Consider the following 15918-nt stretch of genomic DNA (forward strand, 5'->3'; position numbering starts at 1 on the left):
AAAGTTGGCAAGTCCGTGTTCGACCCTTGAGGGGAAAACCTGTTTCGAGTCTCATATACAGCGCGTTGTGCAGAGTGTGCCCGCATGGCAGTCGCCCACGCCGCGAGCCGCGGGGGACCGCCCATATTCGCACCAATTTGCCCAACTTGGCGTCGTCTCCTGCAGGAGATTGCAACCATGCGCAATGATCGACCGTGAAATGCCCCCGGTTGCACGACCTAGGGTCGCAGCATACGACCGGCGGCCATGCGCATTCGCATGGCGCCCCGACGCGCGGCGAGCTATGACGCGGCCATGATGCCCATCGACGCCATCATCGTTGCAGCCGGACGCGGCACCCGCCTGGGCGGCCCCGTCCCCAAGCAGTATCTGCCGCTGGGCGCGCGCACCGTCCTCGCCCGCGCGGTCGACGCCTTCCTGGGTCATCCGGCGATCCGCAGCGTGGTGGTCGTCATCGCCGCCGGCGACGAGCGGCGGGTCGACGAGGCGCTGGCCGACCGCACGCGCGCCGTCCGGGTGGTGACGGGCGGGGCCACGCGCCAGGCCTCAGTCGCCCGCGGGCTCGCCGCGCTCGGCGGAACCGCCCCACCCTCCGCGGTGATGGTCCACGACGCCGCGCGCCCCTTCGTCTCGGCCGGTGTGATCGACCGCGTCGCCGCCGCGCTCACCGAGGCGGCCGCGGTCGTCCCCGCCGTCCCCATCGCCGACACCGTCAAGCGCGTCGACGGCGGCCGCGTGATCGAGACGGTCGACCGCAGTGCCCTCGTCCAGGTGCAGACGCCGCAGGGTTTCCACCTCGCCGCACTCCTCGCCGCGCACGCGGCTGCCGGCACCACCGAGACCGGCAGCACAGAGGCCGGCGCCACCGACGATGCGGGCCTCATCGAAGCCCAAGGAGGCCGCGTGACCACCGTTCCCGGCGAGCGCACCAACTTCAAGATCACCACCGAGGACGACCTCGCGGCCGCGCGCGCCAGCCTCGCCGCCGTCCCCGTCGTCGGCCACGGGTTCGACGTGCACCGCCTGGAGCCGGGCGGCCCGATGGTCATCGGCGGCCTGACGATCGAGAGTCCCACCCGCATGAAGGGCCACTCCGACGCCGACGTCGCCCTCCACGCCATCACCGACGCGCTGTTCGGCGCCATCGCCGACGGGGACATCGGCCACCATTTCCCCCCCAGCGACGAGACCTGGCGCGGCGCGGCGTCCGACCGTTTCCTCGCCTTCGCCGCCGAGCGGGTCCGCGCCCGCGGCGGGCGCATCGCCCACATCGACCTGACGATCATGTGCGAGCGGCCCAAGATCGGCCCCTTGCGGGAGGCGATGCGGGCGCGGATCGCCGAGATCGTCGCCGTCCCGGTCGCGGCGGTATCGGTGAAGGCGACGACGACCGAGCGGCTCGGCTTCACCGGCCGCGGCGAGGGCATCGCCGCCCAGGCGACGGCCACAGTGCTGAGGGAGACGACATGATCGACGACGAAATCCGCGCCCGCGCCGAGGCGCTGCTCAACGCCGCCCGCACGGCGGGGGTCACGGTCGTCACGTGCGAATCGTGCACCGGCGGCCTCATCGGTGCCGCCCTCACGGCGATCCCCGGCTCGTCCGATGTGGTGGACGGCGGCTTCATCACCTACGCCAACCCCGCCAAGATGCGCCTGGGCGTGCCCGAGGCGCTGCTCGCGGCCCACGGTGCGGTCAGCGAGCCGGTCGCCCGCGCCATGGCGGAGGCGGCGCGCGAGCGGGGCGGCGCCGCCCCCGACCTCGTCTCGGTCGCGGTGACGGGCGTCGCCGGGCCGGGCGGCGGATCGGCGGACAAGCCCGTCGGTCTCGTCCACTTCGCGGCAGCCGGCGCCGGCGCCACCGTCCACCGCGAGCGGCGCTTCGGCGACATCGGGCGCGACGCGGTGCGCAAGGCCAGCGTCCTCGAGGCGCTGAACCTCCTCGACGGCCTGATTTCGCGCGAGTAGCCGGATCCAAATCGCCGCACGGGCGTTGTGACCCGTGACGATTGGAGCGCCCTGCGCCGTGAACTGGCCCGTCCTGCTGATCTTTATTCTTGCAACGCTGGCGACCGCGGCGACCGGGTCGTTCTTTCGCCCCGGCGCGTGGTACCGCGGCCTGGCAAAGCCGGACTGGACGCCGCCGAATTGGGCATTTCCGGTCGCCTGGACCATTCTTTATGCGACGATCGCCGCCGCGGGCTATCTCTTCTACGAAGCCGCCGCGCCCGGCGAGCGCACCGTGCCGCTCGTTCTCTACACCCTCCAGTTGGGGCTGAACGCGGCGTGGTCGCCCCTCTTCTTCCATGCCCATCGCATGGGATGGGCGCTCGTTGACATTCTCGTGATGATGGTGGTGATCGCGGCGACGATCCTCATGTTTGCCGCAATTTCTCCCCTCAGCGGGCTACTTCTGGTTCCCTACCTTGGTTGGGTCGGCTTTGCTTCGACCCTGAACTACACTATCTTGCGGCTCAATGACCCGCGGCGTCGAGCCGCGACGAGTATGTGAGCGACGGGGTGATCCATGGATACCAACCTCATCGTGTTGCTTGAGATCCTGTTGATCGCCGGCAGCCTACTGACCTTCGCGGCATGCGAATTGCGCGACGCGCGCCGTCGCCCCGCGGAAGTGGGCCTCAACCGGCGTCGCAGCAACGCGAATTGACCGAACGGTTTGTTTTGAGACAAGCCGATCCGTGATGAACGATGCCGCCGGATCGGACCTATCCCCACGCGTCGAGGCGGCGATCCGCCGTCACGTCGGCGCGCGGTGCGCACCGCCTCGGCTGGGCGCGGCGATCGAGCATGCGATCCTCGCCGGCGGCTCGCGCGTGCGGCCCCGCTTCACGCTCGGCGTCGCCCTCGCCTGCGGTGACGACCGGCCCGCCCTCGCGGACGCGGTCGCCGTCGCGATCGAGTGCCTGCACTGCGCCTCGCTGGTGCACGACGACCTCCCCTGCTTCGACGATGCCGCGATCCGCCGCGGCAGGCCCACCGTCCACCTCGCCCACGGCGAGGCGCTGGCGGTGCTGTCCGGCGACGCCCTCATCGTGATGGCGTTCCAGACCCTCTCGGACGTCTCCGCCCTCGCCGGAGAGCGGCTGCCGGAGCTGCTTCAGGTGCTGGCGGAGGCCGCCGGAGCCCCGGACGGCCTCGTCGGCGGTCAGGCGCTGGAGAGCGAGCACACGCCCGACCTCGACACCTACCACGCGGCCAAGACCGGCGCGCTGTTCGAGGCGGCTGCCGCGGGCGGGGCGGTCGCGGCCGGCGGCGACGTCACGGTCTGGCGGCGGATCGGCGCGTGGCTCGGCGCCGCCTATCAGATCGCCGACGACATCCACGACGCGCTCGGCATCGGCGGCGAAGGCAAGCCCACCGGCCAGGACACCGCCCACGCGCGCCCCTCCGTCGTCGCCCGCCACGGCGTCGACGGGGCGGTCCTGGCGCTGCACCGGCACATGGAGGCCGCGGTCGACGCGATCCCGCCCGGCCCCACCGCCGAGACGCTGCGAACCCTGGTGCGCGAGCAGACGACCCGTTTCCTCCCGGCCGACCTCGCCGCCCGCCGCAGCGCGTGACGCGGCTCGCATCGGGCCCGGGCCGGCTTGCATGAAGGCGGGGTTAATCTCCGCCGCCTATCGTGCCGTCCCGGCAACATCGCCGGTGAATCGCGCGTCTGCGTGCGCTCCGGACGCGTGGTCGATCACCGCCGGCATGTTTTCCACGATAAAATGACAGGGCCGACTCGCTCGGCCGCCCCCTTCATCGCTGCAAAGGACCTGCCTCAGCATGTATCGTACCCGTCAGTCGCATCGGCCGGGGGCAGCGTCACTCAGCAGGCGCGCGTTCGTCCTCGGATCGACGGCCGTCGCCGTCGCGGGCTGCCAGACCGGGACCATCGAGACCGTCGCCGTCAGCACTCCGGCGCCGACCGAGGAATCGTACCGGGTCATGTACGGGCCGCTGCCGAACGAGCGCTTCCCGCTCCCCGCGGTCGACATCAGCAAGTTCGAGCCGCAGTTTCTGCGCCGCGAAGTCAGCAATCCGACCGGCGAACGGCCGGGGACGATCGTCGTCGATACGACCAACAAGTTCCTCTACCTCACGCTGCCGAAGGGGCGGGCGATGCGCTACGGCGTGGGCCTCGGCCGCGCCGGATTCGGCTGGGACGGCGAGGCGGTGATCCGCCTGAAGCGCGAGTGGCCGACCTGGACGCCGCCGCCGGAGATGATCGACCGCGACCCCGACCTGGAGCAGTACCGCGACGGCATGCCCCCCGGCCCCCGCAACCCGCTCGGCGCGCGCGCGCTCTACCTCTTCCAGGGCGGGCAGGACACGCTCTACCGCCTGCACGGCACGGCCGAGGCCTACTCCATCGGCCGCAACGTCTCCTCCGGCTGCGTGCGCCTCCTCAACCACGACATCATCGACCTCTACAGCCGCACCCCGATGAACACGCGCGTCGTGGTGCGGCCGGCGGCGATCTACTAGGCGCGTCCCCGCACGCCCCCGGAGCCGGCCCGCGCCGGCTTCGGCATTGCTGTCGGCATCGATATCGGCGCTGCCGCGCCGCGGCGGTTGCCGTGGCCGTTCGATGGCGACTAGCCTATTGGACGGCAGCAATAAGAAACTTCGGGAGCCTCGATGCCCACGCCAGCCCCAACCGCCACCGGTCGAGCCACCGTGCGATCCACCGGTCGAGCCACCGTGCGAGCCGCCTCGTGACCGTCGTCGTGGTGGCGCCCCTGGCGCTGGAGCGGTTCGTCCGCGCCGCGCTCTCGGCCGCCGGTGCCGACGGCGCGACGACCGATGCGGCCGCACGCGCCATGTTGCACGGGTCCCGCCTCGGCGTGGACAGCCACGGCGTGCGGCTGCTGGAGCACTACGTCACGGTCATGGAAGGCGGGCGCGTCAACAAGACGCCGAACCTCGCCTTCGTCGCCGAGCGCGCCGCCGTCGCCACTCTCGACGCCGACCACGCCCACGGCGCTCTCGCCGCTTACGCCGCGATGGACAAGGCGACGGAGTTGGCCCGTAGCGCCGGCATCGGCGCCGTTTCGATCCGCAACTCGTCGCACTTCGGCCCGGCCGGCGCCTACGCACTCGCCGCCGCGGAGGCGGGGATGATCGGCTTCGCCACCTGCAACTCGGACGCCTTCGTGCGCCTGCACGGCGGTGCGCGGCGCTTCCACGGCACCAACCCGCTCGCCGTCGCCGTTCCGGCCGACGGGCACCCCTGGCTGTTCGACATGGCCACCAGCGCGATCCCGTTCAATCGCGTGCAGCTCTACCGCAGCCTGGGGGTCGAGGTGCCGGAGGGCACCGGCTCGGACGCGGCCGGGCTCGACACGCTGGACGCCGACGCGGTGGAGATGCTGGCGCCGCTGGGGGCGGCCTTCGGCTTCAAGGGCGCCGGCCTCGCCGGCATCGCCGAGATCTTCAGCGCCGTGCTCAGCGGTATGGGGCTCAGCTTCGAGCTGCTGCCGATGGGCGGGGACGACAAATCCACCCCGCGCGGCCTCGGTGCCTTCGTCATGGCGATCAACCCCGAGGCGTTCATCTCCCGCGCCGCGTTCGACGCCGGCATGCGGCGCTACCTCGACGCGCTGCGCACGTCTCCGCCGCGCGCCGACGGCACCGTCATGGCACCCGGCGACCGCGAGTGGGCTGTCGCCGAGGAGCGGCTCGACGGGATCCCGCTGGACCCGGTGACGGTCGAGGGCTTCGGCCGGCTCGCCGAACGGTACGGCCTGCCCTCCCTCGAAGGGCTCTGAGCGGGCCTCAACGCGTCGCGCGCACGTTCGCGGGGGTGATCGGCTCGCCGGTCGCCTCGTCCACCAGGAGCGGGCGCACCGGCGCGCCGGTCTGCCGCGAGACGAGGCGCAGCGGCGCGTCCGAGCCGCCCGGCACCGCCGCCTCCCCCCACGCCATCAGCGTCACCAGCACCGGGTGGAAGGCGCGGCCGGTCTCGGTCAGGCGATATTCGTAGCGGGGCGGGCGATCCTGGTACGGCTCGCGCGTCAGCACGCCGGCCTCGACCAGCTTGCGCAATCGGTCCGCCAGGACGTGGCGGGTGATCCCGAGCCGCTCCTGGAAGGCCTCGAAGCGGCGCACCCCGCGAAAGCAGTCGCGCAACAGGAGCAGCGTCCAGCGGTCGCCGACCACCGACATCGCCCGCGCGACCGGGCACGCCTCGTCCCCTAATTCCTGCCATTTCATGCCCCCGATAGTAGACGAGCTTGACAGGTTCCGAAAGGGAACTCAGTCTCAAGTTCCAAAAAGGAACTGAGGCGGCGCGCATGCCATCGTCGACGATCGTCCCCCGGCCGGGTCCCCGCCTCGCCGCAGCGCCGGCGCAGACCCGCCGCACCGCGCCCACCGCCGCCCCCGGTGCGCCGGCATGACCCTCCGCGCGGGCTCCGGCACGGCCCTTCGCCCGAACTCCGGCCTCCGAACCGACGCTCGCCCGGTGGTGCCGCCGGATGCGCCGGGGCCGGTGGTCCCCCCCACGCCCACCCGCATGGAGGCCGCCGCGCTGCGACGCGCGGCCCGCACGCGGGTCCTGCTGGAGGGGCCGATCGGCCCGACGCTCGCCCGCCTCGCCGCCCCCAATGTGCTCGCCATGCTGGTCTCCTCGGTGCTCGTCATCACCGAGGCGGTGTTCGCCGGCCAGCTCGGCATTTCGGCGCTGGCGGGGCTGGCGCTCGTCTTCCCGCTGGTGATGCTGGTGCAGATGATGTCGGCCGGGGCGATGGGCGGCGCGATCTCCTCGGCGGTGTCGCGGGCGCTGGGGGCGGGCGATCCGGCGAGGGCGGCCGGCCTCGCCGTGACCGCCTGGGCCATCGGGCTGGTCGCGGCCCTGATCTTCGCGCTCGCCGTCGTCGGCGCTGGCCGCACGGTGTTCGGCTGGCTCGGCGGCGACGGCGCGGCGGTGGAGGCGGCCTACGCCTACGCGCTCGTCTTCTTCCCCGGCTGCCTCACCTATTGGCTGCTGCACGGCACGCTCAGCGTCATGCGCGGCACCGGCAACATGCTCGCCCCCGCCTGCACGCTGCTGGCCGTGGCGGTCGCGACGGTGCCGATCTCGGGTGCCCTCTCGCTGGGGTGGGGGCCGTTTCCGGCGCTCGGCATGGCCGGGCTCGCGGCCGGGCTCGTCATCGCCCACGGGCTCGCCGCGATCGGCGCCGTGCTCTACGTCCTCGCCGGCCGCGCCGGCCTCACCATCGACCGCGCCGCCTTCCGCCTCCGCCGGGACCGCTTCGCCGATATCTTGCGCGTCGGGCTGATCGCCTCGCTCAACGCGCTGCAGAGCGTCGCCACGATCGTCATCATGGTCGCCCTGGTGGGCCGTTTCGGACCGGAGGCGATGGCCGGCTACGGCCTCGGCGCGCGGCTGGAATTCCTGATGATCCCGGTCGTCTTCGGCATCGGCGCGGCGATGACGGCGATGGTCGGCGCCAACATCGGCGCCGGGGCGCGGGCGCGCGCGCTGCGGATCGGCTTCACCGGGGCGTTGGCGGCGGGCGGCGCGGTGGGCTGCATCTCGCTCACACTCGCCCTCTTCCCGGATCTGTGGCTCGGCCTCTTCCTCTCTCCCGCCGATACCGCCGTTCTGGAGGCGGGCCGGCTCTACTTCCGCATCGTCGCCCCCTTCCTCGCCTTCTTCGCGCTCGGCCTCGCCCTCTACTTCGCCTCGCAGGGGGCCGGGCGGATGATCTGGCCCGTCGCGGCGAGCTTCGTGCGGATGGGCGTCGCATTCGGCGGCGCGCTGGCACTGGTCGGCCCGCTCGGCCTCGGCGGCATCTTCGTCGGCGTCGCGGCCGGCATGCTCGTCTACGGCGCGATGACGGCGGCGGCGATCCTCGCCACGCGCTGGCGCTGACGCGGCGGCCGTCGATCCGGGGATTTTCGCAGCCCGCAAGCCCCAGGCGGTCAGCGCCGGTTTGACCTCACCATGTTAATCGTGCGACGCGATCGCCGCTGCGGCGACACACCACGGTCCCGCACTTCAGGCGGTTAGTGGCGGATCGGGCTCCATCCCACCCGCCTTCTGTACCGCGTATGATTGAAAGTCTGGGGCCGGCCCCTACAGTCGGACTAGAGATGTTCGAATGAGGCTTCGGGTGCGTCCGCTTCTCCAGTCGGTTAACCTGCCGAAAGATCTACGCGCGTTGCCGGAACGCGACCTGAAGGCGTTCGCGGACGAACTGCGCGCCGAGCTGATCGACGTCGTGTCCACCACGGGCGGGCATCTCGGTTCTGCGCTGGGCGTCGTCGAGCTGACCGTCGCGTTGCATTACGTGTTCGACACGCCGCGCGACAAACTGATCTGGGACGTCGGCCATCAGTGCTACCCGCACAAGATGCTGACCGGCCGGCGCGACCGGATGGGCACGCTGCGCCAGGGCGGCGGCCTCTCCGGCTTCACCAAGCGCGACGAGAGCGTCTACGACCCCTTCGGCGCGGCCCACTCGTCGACCTCGATCTCGGCCGGGCTCGGGTTCGCCAACGCGCGCGATCTGCTCGGCGAGGATCACGAGGTCGTCGCGGTGATCGGCGACGGGGCGATGTCCGCCGGCATGGCCTACGAGGCGATGAACAACGCCGGTGCGCACGACGCCCGCCTCATCGTCATCCTCAACGACAACGACATGTCGATCGCCCCGCCCGTCGGCGCCATGAGCGCCTATCTGGCGCGGCTGGCCAGCGGCGAGCCTTACGTCACCATGCGCGAGGCACTGAAGGGGTTGGTGCGCCGCTTGCCGCGCTTCGTCGAGCGTGGGGCGGCCCGGGCGGAGGAGTTCGCCAAGGGCATCGCCATGGGCGGCACCCTCTTCGAGGAGCTGGGCTTCTACTATGTCGGCCCGATCGACGGTCACAACCTCGATCACCTCCTCCCGGTCCTCGCCAACGTGCGTGACGCCGACAACAAGCCGGTGCTCGTCCACGTCGTCACCCAGAAGGGCAAGGGTTACCCGCCGGCGGAGAACTCGGCCGACAAGTATCACGGCGTCTCCAAGTTCGACGTCGTCACCGGCGAGCAGGCCAAGGCCAAGCCGAACGCGCCCGCCTACACCAAGGTCTTCGGCCAGGCGCTGATCGCCGAGGCGGAGCGGGACGACCGCATCGTCGGCATCACCGCCGCCATGCCGTCCGGCACCGGGATCGACCTCTTCGAGCGCGTCTTCCCGGAGCGGACCTACGACGTCGGCATCGCCGAGCAGCACGCGGTCACCTTCGCGGCCGGGCTGGCGGCGGGTGGCTGCAAGCCCTTCGCCGCCATCTACTCGACCTTCCTGCAACGCGGCTACGACCAGGTCGTGCACGACGTCGCCATCCAGGGCCTGCCGGTGCGCTTCGCGATCGACCGTGCCGGCTTCGTCGGGGCCGACGGCTCGACCCACGCCGGCGCGTTCGACATCGCCTACCTCTCGTGCCTCCCCGGCATGGTCGTGATGGCCGCGGGCGACGAGGCGGAGTTGACGCACATGGTCGCCACCGCCGCCGCCTACGACGACGGGCCGATCGCCTTCCGCTATCCGCGTGGCGAGGGCGTCGGCGTGGAGATGCCGGAGCGCGGCACGCCGCTGGAGATCGGCAAGGGCCGTATCCTGCGCGAGGGGTCCACCATCGCCATCCTGTCGCTGGGGGGGCGGCTCTCGGCGGCGCTGCTGGCGGCGGAGGAGCTTTCCGCCAGGGGCCTGCCGGCCACCGTCGCCGACGCGCGCTTCGCAAAGCCGCTGGACCGCGACCTCATCCTGCACCTGGCGCGCGAGCACGAGGTGCTGATCACCGTGGAAGAAGGCGCGATCGGCGGCTTCGGCAGCCATGTCCTGACGATGCTCGCCCGCGAGGGCGCGCTCGACACCGGCTGCAAGGTGCGCCCGCTGACGATGCCCGACGCGTTCGTCGACCAGGACAAGCCCGACTTAATGTATGCGCGCGCCGGGCTCGACGCGGCCGGCATCGTGCGCACCGCACTCGAGGCGCTGGGCGCCGGCGCGCTGGCCAACCGCGCATGAGCCGCGTCAATCTCGTCCACGACGCCGGCGCGGCCATCGGCGAGGGCGCCTTCTGGGATCCCGCCTCCGGGCTCCTCTTCTGGTGCGACATCGACAAGGGCATCGTCCATCGGTACGACCCCCGCTCGGGCCCGAAGGACCCCATCGCCGTGGGCGAGCGCGTCGGCTGCCTGGCACCGCGCCGGGACGGCGACCTCGTCATCGCCACCCAGTCCGGCCTCTACGACCTCGACCTTGCGACCGGCGGCAAGACGATGTTCGCCGAGCCCGAGGCGCACCTCCCCGACAACCGCTTCAACGACGGCGCGACCGACCGGCAGGGCCGCTGGTGGGCGGGGACCATGTCCATCGCCCAACCGCCGACGCCCGTCGGCACGTTCTACCGGATCGACGCCGACCGCCGCGTGACGCCGATGATCGACGGCATCTACACCACCAACGGCCTCGCCTTCTCGCCCGACGGCCGGACGATGTACTTCTCGGACTCCAACCCGTTGGTGCGCACCATCTGGGCCGCCGACTACGACATCGACGACGGCGTCCCCACCGCGCGCCGCGTCTTCTTCGACACCCGCTCGGTCGCCGGCCGTCCGGACGGGGCGACCGTCGACGCGGCCGGGTGCTACTGGATGGCCGGGGTCGGCGGCTGGCAGATCCTGCGGATCACCCCGGCGGGCAAGGTGGACATGATCGTCGACATGCCGGTCGAACGGCCGAGCAAGCCCGAGTTCGGCGGCCCCGGCCTCACCGATCTCTACGTCACCTCGATCGGCAGCGGCGCCGGCCCGGTCGGTCCCGAGCAGCCCCACGCCGGGGGCCTGTTCGTGGTGACCGGACTGCCGGCCGCCGGCCTCGCCCCGACCCCCTTCGCCGGCTGACCCCGCGCGGGCCCCGGCGCCCGTTCGCTTGACCGACGTCAAGGTGGTGCCACGCTGCGGCCCCTATCGTCCCGTGAAGTGCGACGACCGTCGTGCCGGACCCAAGCGCGGCGTCCGCGCCCGGCCGGACGCTCGCGCGCACGACGCCCATGCAACCACGGGGACGCTTGAACATGGCGAAGATGATGAAAGCCGCGGTGGTGCACGAATTCGGTGCCCCGCTGGTCATCGAGGACAGGCCCGTGCCGGAGGTCGGCCCGGGACAGATCCTCATGAAGGTGGAAGCCTCCGGCGTGTGCCACACCGACCTGCACGCCGCCTCGGGCGATTGGCCGGCCAAGCCGAGCCCCCCGTTCATTCCGGGCCATGAGGGCGTCGGCTTCGTCGCCGCGGTCGGCGCGGGGGTGAGCGGCGTCAAGGAGGGGGACCGGATCGGCGTGCCGTGGCTCCACACCGCGTGCGGCCACTGCGAGCACTGCCGCACCGGCTGGGAGACGCTCTGCTACGATCAGCAGATGACCGGCTACACCGTCGACGGCGGCTTTGCCGAGTACGTGCTGGCGGACCCGAATTTCGTCGGCCACCTGCCCGACAATCTGGAGTTCGGCGCCGCTGCGCCGGTGCTGTGCGCCGGCGTCACCGTCTACAAGGGCCTCAAGGAGGCCGAGACCAAGCCGGGCGAGTGGATGGTCGTCTCCGGCATCGGCGGCCTCGGCCACATGGCGGTGCAGTACGCCAAGGCGATGGGCATGCGCGTCGTCGCGGTGGACATCGCCGAGGACAAGCTGGCGCTCGCCGCGTCGCTCGGCGCCGAGGCCACGGTCGACGCCCGCGGCAACGACGCCATCGCCGAGGTGCGGCGCATCACCGATGGGGGCGGCCACGGCGTGCTGGTGACCGCCGTGTCGCGCGGGGCGTTCGCGCAGGCGGTGGCGATGACGCGCCGGCACGGCACCATGTCGCTCGTCGGCCTGCCGCCGGGCGACTTTGCGCTGCCGATCTTCGACGTCGTCCTCAACCGCATCACCGTGCGCGGGTCGATCGTCGGCACCCGGCAGGATCTCGTCGAGGCGCTGCAGTTCGCCGGCGACGGCAAGGTCGCCTCGCATTTCAGCTGGGACACGCTGGACAACATCAACGCCATCTTCGCGCGCATGAAGGCCGGCCGCATCGACGGCCGCGTGGTGATGAAGATCTAGAGGCCGATCGCCGGCGCCGGAGCCGGCTTGACCTGCAAAGGGCAGCCGGCGACCAGCTTGACGACCGCCGTCGCGCGCCGGGCCAGCGCCTGGTTGAGGGTCCCCTGCGCGTCGCGAAAGGCGCGGCCGAGCGGCGTCGCCGGGACGATCCCCTCGCCCACCTCGTTGGCCACGGCGATCACGTCGCGCCCCCGCGCCTCCAGCGCCGCACACAGCGCCCGGCTGTGCCGGGCGACGTCGTGCTCACCCAGCATCACGTTGGTCAGCCACAAGGTCAGGCAGTCGAGCAGGACGACGCCTTCGCCCTGGAGCGTCGGCGCGAGGTCGATGGTGGCCTCGATGGTGGTCCAGTGGGGCGGGCGGCGCTCGCGGTGGGCGGCGATGCGGGCGGCCATCTCCTCGTCACGGGGCGGGCCGGCGGTGGCAACGTAGGTCACCGGGCGCCCGGCCCCCTCGGCGAGCGTTTCGGCGTAGCGGGATTTGCCGGACCGCGCGCCTCCGAGGACGAGAATGAAATGAGGCTGGCCGATGTCGCTTCTCCCTGTTGCGCGTCCTATGCCGGCTTGCTATATCCCCCCAACGCGAGCGCGTCATTCCCCGGTAGCTCAGCGGTAGAGCAACCGGCTGTTAACCGGTTGGTCGCTGGTTCGAATCCGGCCCGGGGAGCCACTCGCCCATCCGCTGCGAGTCCCGCTGGCGCACTCCTCCCCACATCCGACGCGCAACACACCCGACCACGCTCGCATCCGGTGCGATGCCGCACGTCCGGCGTCCTCGGCCTTCCGCTCCCCGTGCACGCCGCTCCCGACGCTGCGCGACAGCAGCCGGCTCCCCCGCCCGCACGCCTCCATCGTCTTTCCCCGCGCGGCCGGTGTTCCGGCGGCGGGGCCGTCGCCGCGCTGTAAACGGCGCATGAACGGGCGCTGTAAAAGTGTGACGCGCGTCACACTGGCGCACGTCGGCATCGCCCATTTGTGAACAGGAGTTAACCAAGTCCCGCACCAGGGCCGCGTGCCGATCGGGAGAGCGAACATGAATGGCATAGAGAACTTCAGAACCGCGGCCCTGTCCGTCCTCATCGGCGCGCTGGTGCTGGTGTCCCTGGCGATGCCGGTGCTGATCGTCGGCACCTCGGCCAGCCGCTACACCGTTGTCTTCTCCGCCGTGGACGAGGCGCCGCGCAGTGCCGCCATCGCAGGCGAGGACGGCCCCGCGACCTGACGCGGCGCTCGAGCCGATCAGGCCCGCGCCGGTCGTCCGGCGGCCGGAGCATCGGTCCCGAGCCGCGACACCGCCTCCGGCCGACGACCGCGCAGCAGCCGCAGCGCGTTGGCCACCACCACAAGCGATACGCCCACGTCCGCCGCGATCGCCCCCCACATCGACGCCACCCCCATTGCCGTCAGCACCACGAAGCCGGCCTTCGTCACCAGCGAGATGCCGATATTCTCGTGGATGACACGCATGGTGCGGCGGGAGTGATCGATCAGCCATGGCACTTTGGCGATGTCGTCCGTCATCAGCGCGATGTCGGCCACCTCGATCGCCGCGTCCGAGCCGACCACCCCCATCGCGATGCCGTAGTGCGCCCGCGCCATCGCCGGCGCGTCGTTGATCCCGTCGCCGACCATCGCCACCACCGCGTGGGTGGCCACCAGCTCCTCCACCGCGCGGACCTTGTCCTGCGGCAGCAGCTCGGCGCGCACGGCGTCGATCCCGACGGCGTCGGCGACCGCACGCGCGGTCGCCGCGTTGTCGCCGGTGAGCATGACGATGGTGCCGACGCCCTGCGCCCGCAGGCGCGCCACGATCGCCCTCGCCTCCGGACGGATCCGGTCGCGCAGCTCCAGGACCCCCAAAACGCCCGAACCGTCGCCGACGACGACCAGCGTGCTGCCGGCCGCCTCGATCCGCGCTCGCACCTCCGGCGGGACCGCCTCGGCGAAGCCGCGCTCGGCGGCGAACCGGTCGGACCCGAGCCAGACCGCCTCCCCGTCGATACGGCCCTCCAGGCCGCGGCCCGGCACGGTGCGCGTGTCCTCGGCCGCCGCCGGGTGGAGGCCGGCGTCGGCGGCACGCGTCAGGATCGCGCGCGCCAGCGGATGGGAGGAACGCGCCTCCAGCGCGGCGGCGCGGCGCAGCAGATCGTCCGGCGCGCCGCGCGACGGATGGACCGCATGGACCTCGGGCTCGCCCATGGTGAGGGTCCCGGTCTTGTCCAGCGCCAGCGCAGTGGTACGCCCCGGCGCCTCGACATAGGCCCCGCCCTTGATGAGCACTCCGGCGCGGGCTGACGAGGCGAGCGCGGCGACGATCGACACCGGCGTCGAGATCACCAGCGCACAGGGGCAGGCGATCACCAGCAGCACCAGCGCGTTGTAGATCGCGCTGTCCCACGCCGCGCCCAGGACGAGCGGCGGTGCCAGCGCCAGGACCACCGCCAGCGCCATCACCGCGGGCGTATAGATGCGGGCGAACTTCGCCACCCACTGCTCGACCTCGGCCCGGCGGGCCTGCGCGTCGCCCACCATGCGCACGATCTTGGCCAGGACGGTGTCCGACGCCGCTTTGGTGGCACGTACGGTGAGACTGCCCTCGCCGTTGATGGTACCGGCGTAGACCTCGTCCCCCGGCTCCTTGGCCACGAGCGCGCTCTCGCCGGTGATCGGCGCCTGATCGACCGCGCCGGCGCCGCGCACCACCTCGCCGTCCAGCGCGATGCGGTCGCCCCCACGGACCACGAAGAGGTCGCCTACGGCCACCGCCCCGGCGGCCACCGTCTCCTCGCGGCCGTCGGGGCGGACGACGCGCGCGGTGGGGGGCGCGAGGTCCAGTAGCGTCGCCACGGCATTGCGCGCGCGCCCGACGCTCCAACTCTCCAGCGCCAGCGAGAGGGAGAAGAGGAAAGCCACCGTCGCCGCCTCGAAGAATTCGCCCAGGCCGACGGCACCGGCGATGGCGACCACCATGAGGAGGTTCATGTCCGGCGACAGGCGCCGCGCCGCGGCCCATGCCTTCGGCGCCACCAGCCACACCCCGCAGATGATCGCGATCGAAAAGAGCGCGATCTCGACGCGCGGCATCGGCACCGCGCCGTGGCCGGCGAAGAGGGTGAGCGCGCCGCCGGGCCCGGTCTCGACGATATGGTAGAGGAGACCGGCCGCCCAGAACGCACCGCTCGCCAGCGTGACGCGGCGCTGGCGGGCGGCATGCGCGGCCTGATCGGAGGCGGCATCGGCGTCGTCCCACGGCGCGGCGCGCATGCCGGTCGCGGCGACCAGCTTGGCGATGCGCGCGTCGGACACCGGCTCGGCGCCGTCGCGCACGATCATCCGCCCGTTCAGGACGTCGAACGCCAGCCGATCGGCGCCGCCGACCGCGGGACCGACCGCCTTGTTGAGGATCGCCACCTCCTCCGCACAGTCGAGCCCGCTGACGCGGAAGCTGCGGCCCGCCCCCGGCGGCGGCGGCGCCGGCACGGCGCTGGAGGCGGCGCCGCAGCAGGCGCCGTCGTTCGTGGCGGCGGCATGGGGCTCGTGATGATGGTGGCGGTGGGCGCAATCGGACATCGGTCCTGCCTCGCTGAACGTTGTGGGCCCAAGGTAGTCTCTACAGCCGCTAGAGCTTCAAGGGGTGCGGCGCGCGATATCCTCATGCCGCACCGGGGGCGGCCCGCTACACAGCGCGGCGGATCTTGGGGAGGGGGCGAACCGGCGCGGCTCGTGATTGTCGATCGTCGCGACGAGGCGGCCCGTGGCATTGAACAGAAAGACGCCGCAGGTGTGGTTCATCGTGTAGCCGCCGCCCTCGAGCGGCA

The 15918-nt window shown here is 72.0% G+C and carries 15 protein-coding genes and 1 tRNA gene; 13 read left to right on the forward strand and 3 right to left on the reverse strand.

Going from position 1 to position 15918, the window contains the following annotated elements:
- Positions 1-294: 294 nt before the first annotated feature.
- The 7 genes from MRB58_RS03130 to MRB58_RS03160 all read left to right on the forward strand — a co-directional run bounded on the left by MRB58_RS03130 (position 295) and on the right by MRB58_RS03160 (position 5776).
- Positions 295-1470, forward strand: a complete 1176-nt coding sequence (locus tag MRB58_RS03130) for a bifunctional 2-C-methyl-D-erythritol 4-phosphate cytidylyltransferase/2-C-methyl-D-erythritol 2,4-cyclodiphosphate synthase (protein WP_244780255.1) — start codon at positions 295-297, stop codon at positions 1468-1470.
- Positions 1467-1967, forward strand: a complete 501-nt coding sequence (locus tag MRB58_RS03135; RefSeq protein WP_244780256.1) for a CinA family protein — start codon at positions 1467-1469, stop codon at positions 1965-1967. The genes MRB58_RS03130 and MRB58_RS03135 overlap by 4 nt, the downstream gene beginning before the upstream one ends.
- Before the next feature lie 58 nt (positions 1968-2025).
- Positions 2026-2511, forward strand: coding sequence for a TspO/MBR family protein (locus MRB58_RS03140; RefSeq protein WP_244780257.1), 486 nt, complete (start codon positions 2026-2028; stop codon positions 2509-2511).
- 15 nt (positions 2512-2526) lie between these two features.
- Positions 2527-2667: a hypothetical protein gene (locus MRB58_RS03145; RefSeq protein WP_244780258.1), complete on the forward strand. Its 141-nt coding sequence runs from the start codon at positions 2527-2529 to the stop codon at positions 2665-2667.
- Positions 2668-2701: 34 nt separating this feature from the next.
- Positions 2702-3580: a polyprenyl synthetase family protein gene (locus MRB58_RS03150; RefSeq protein WP_244781880.1), complete on the forward strand. Its 879-nt coding sequence runs from the start codon at positions 2702-2704 to the stop codon at positions 3578-3580.
- Positions 3581-3791: 211 nt separating this feature from the next.
- On the forward strand, positions 3792-4493 hold the full coding sequence (locus MRB58_RS03155; protein ID WP_244780259.1) for a L,D-transpeptidase: 702 nt from the start codon (positions 3792-3794) through the stop codon (positions 4491-4493).
- A gap of 230 nt (positions 4494-4723) precedes the next feature.
- A complete protein-coding gene (locus MRB58_RS03160) occupies positions 4724-5776 on the forward strand; it encodes an Ldh family oxidoreductase (RefSeq protein WP_244780260.1) in 1053 nt (350 codons plus the stop codon).
- Between the two features lie 7 nt (positions 5777-5783).
- Here the strand turns inward: MRB58_RS03160 and MRB58_RS03165 are convergent, their stop codons facing one another.
- Complete coding sequence (locus MRB58_RS03165; protein WP_244780261.1) at positions 5784-6221, reverse strand: helix-turn-helix domain-containing protein; 438 nt, start codon at positions 6219-6221, stop codon at positions 5784-5786.
- Positions 6222-6402: 181 nt separating this feature from the next.
- Between MRB58_RS03165 and MRB58_RS03170 the strand changes: the two genes are divergently transcribed.
- The 4 genes from MRB58_RS03170 (at position 6403) to adhP (ending at position 12101) form a co-directional block, all read left to right on the forward strand.
- Positions 6403-7884: an MATE family efflux transporter gene (locus MRB58_RS03170; RefSeq protein ID WP_244780262.1), complete on the forward strand. Its 1482-nt coding sequence runs from the start codon at positions 6403-6405 to the stop codon at positions 7882-7884.
- A gap of 229 nt (positions 7885-8113) precedes the next feature.
- Positions 8114-10024, forward strand: coding sequence for a 1-deoxy-D-xylulose-5-phosphate synthase (gene dxs, locus MRB58_RS03175; RefSeq protein ID WP_244780263.1), 1911 nt, complete (start codon positions 8114-8116; stop codon positions 10022-10024).
- Positions 10021-10902, forward strand: a complete 882-nt coding sequence (locus MRB58_RS03180) for an SMP-30/gluconolactonase/LRE family protein (RefSeq protein ID WP_244780264.1) — start codon at positions 10021-10023, stop codon at positions 10900-10902. Before dxs ends, MRB58_RS03180 begins: the two co-directional genes overlap by 4 nt.
- A gap of 173 nt (positions 10903-11075) precedes the next feature.
- On the forward strand, positions 11076-12101 hold the full coding sequence (adhP, locus tag MRB58_RS03185) for an alcohol dehydrogenase AdhP (protein ID WP_244780265.1): 1026 nt from the start codon (positions 11076-11078) through the stop codon (positions 12099-12101).
- On the opposite strand, the gene cobU is transcribed toward adhP, so the two are convergent.
- The gene (gene cobU, locus MRB58_RS03190) at positions 12098-12658 is read right to left on the reverse strand and encodes a bifunctional adenosylcobinamide kinase/adenosylcobinamide-phosphate guanylyltransferase (RefSeq protein WP_371747272.1); all 561 of its coding nucleotides are present in this window, start codon (positions 12656-12658) and stop codon (positions 12098-12100) included. The genes adhP and cobU overlap by 4 nt on opposite strands.
- A 37-nt stretch (positions 12659-12695) precedes the next feature.
- Between cobU and MRB58_RS03195 the strand changes: the two genes are divergently transcribed.
- Both MRB58_RS03195 and MRB58_RS03200 read left to right on the forward strand, forming a co-directional pair.
- Positions 12696-12770 (forward strand) — tRNA-Asn (locus tag MRB58_RS03195).
- Between the two features lie 363 nt (positions 12771-13133).
- On the forward strand, positions 13134-13322 hold the full coding sequence (locus tag MRB58_RS03200) for a hypothetical protein (RefSeq protein ID WP_244780266.1): 189 nt from the start codon (positions 13134-13136) through the stop codon (positions 13320-13322).
- A gap of 17 nt (positions 13323-13339) precedes the next feature.
- Here the strand turns inward: MRB58_RS03200 and MRB58_RS03205 are convergent, their stop codons facing one another.
- Complete coding sequence (locus MRB58_RS03205) at positions 13340-15670, reverse strand: cation-translocating P-type ATPase (RefSeq protein WP_244780267.1); 2331 nt, start codon at positions 15668-15670, stop codon at positions 13340-13342.
- Between the last annotated feature and the right edge of the window lie 248 nt (positions 15671-15918).

The sequence above is a fragment of the Acuticoccus sp. I52.16.1 genome (assembly GCF_022865125.1).
In the GTDB taxonomy this organism is placed as follows: domain Bacteria; phylum Pseudomonadota; class Alphaproteobacteria; order Rhizobiales; family Amorphaceae; genus Acuticoccus.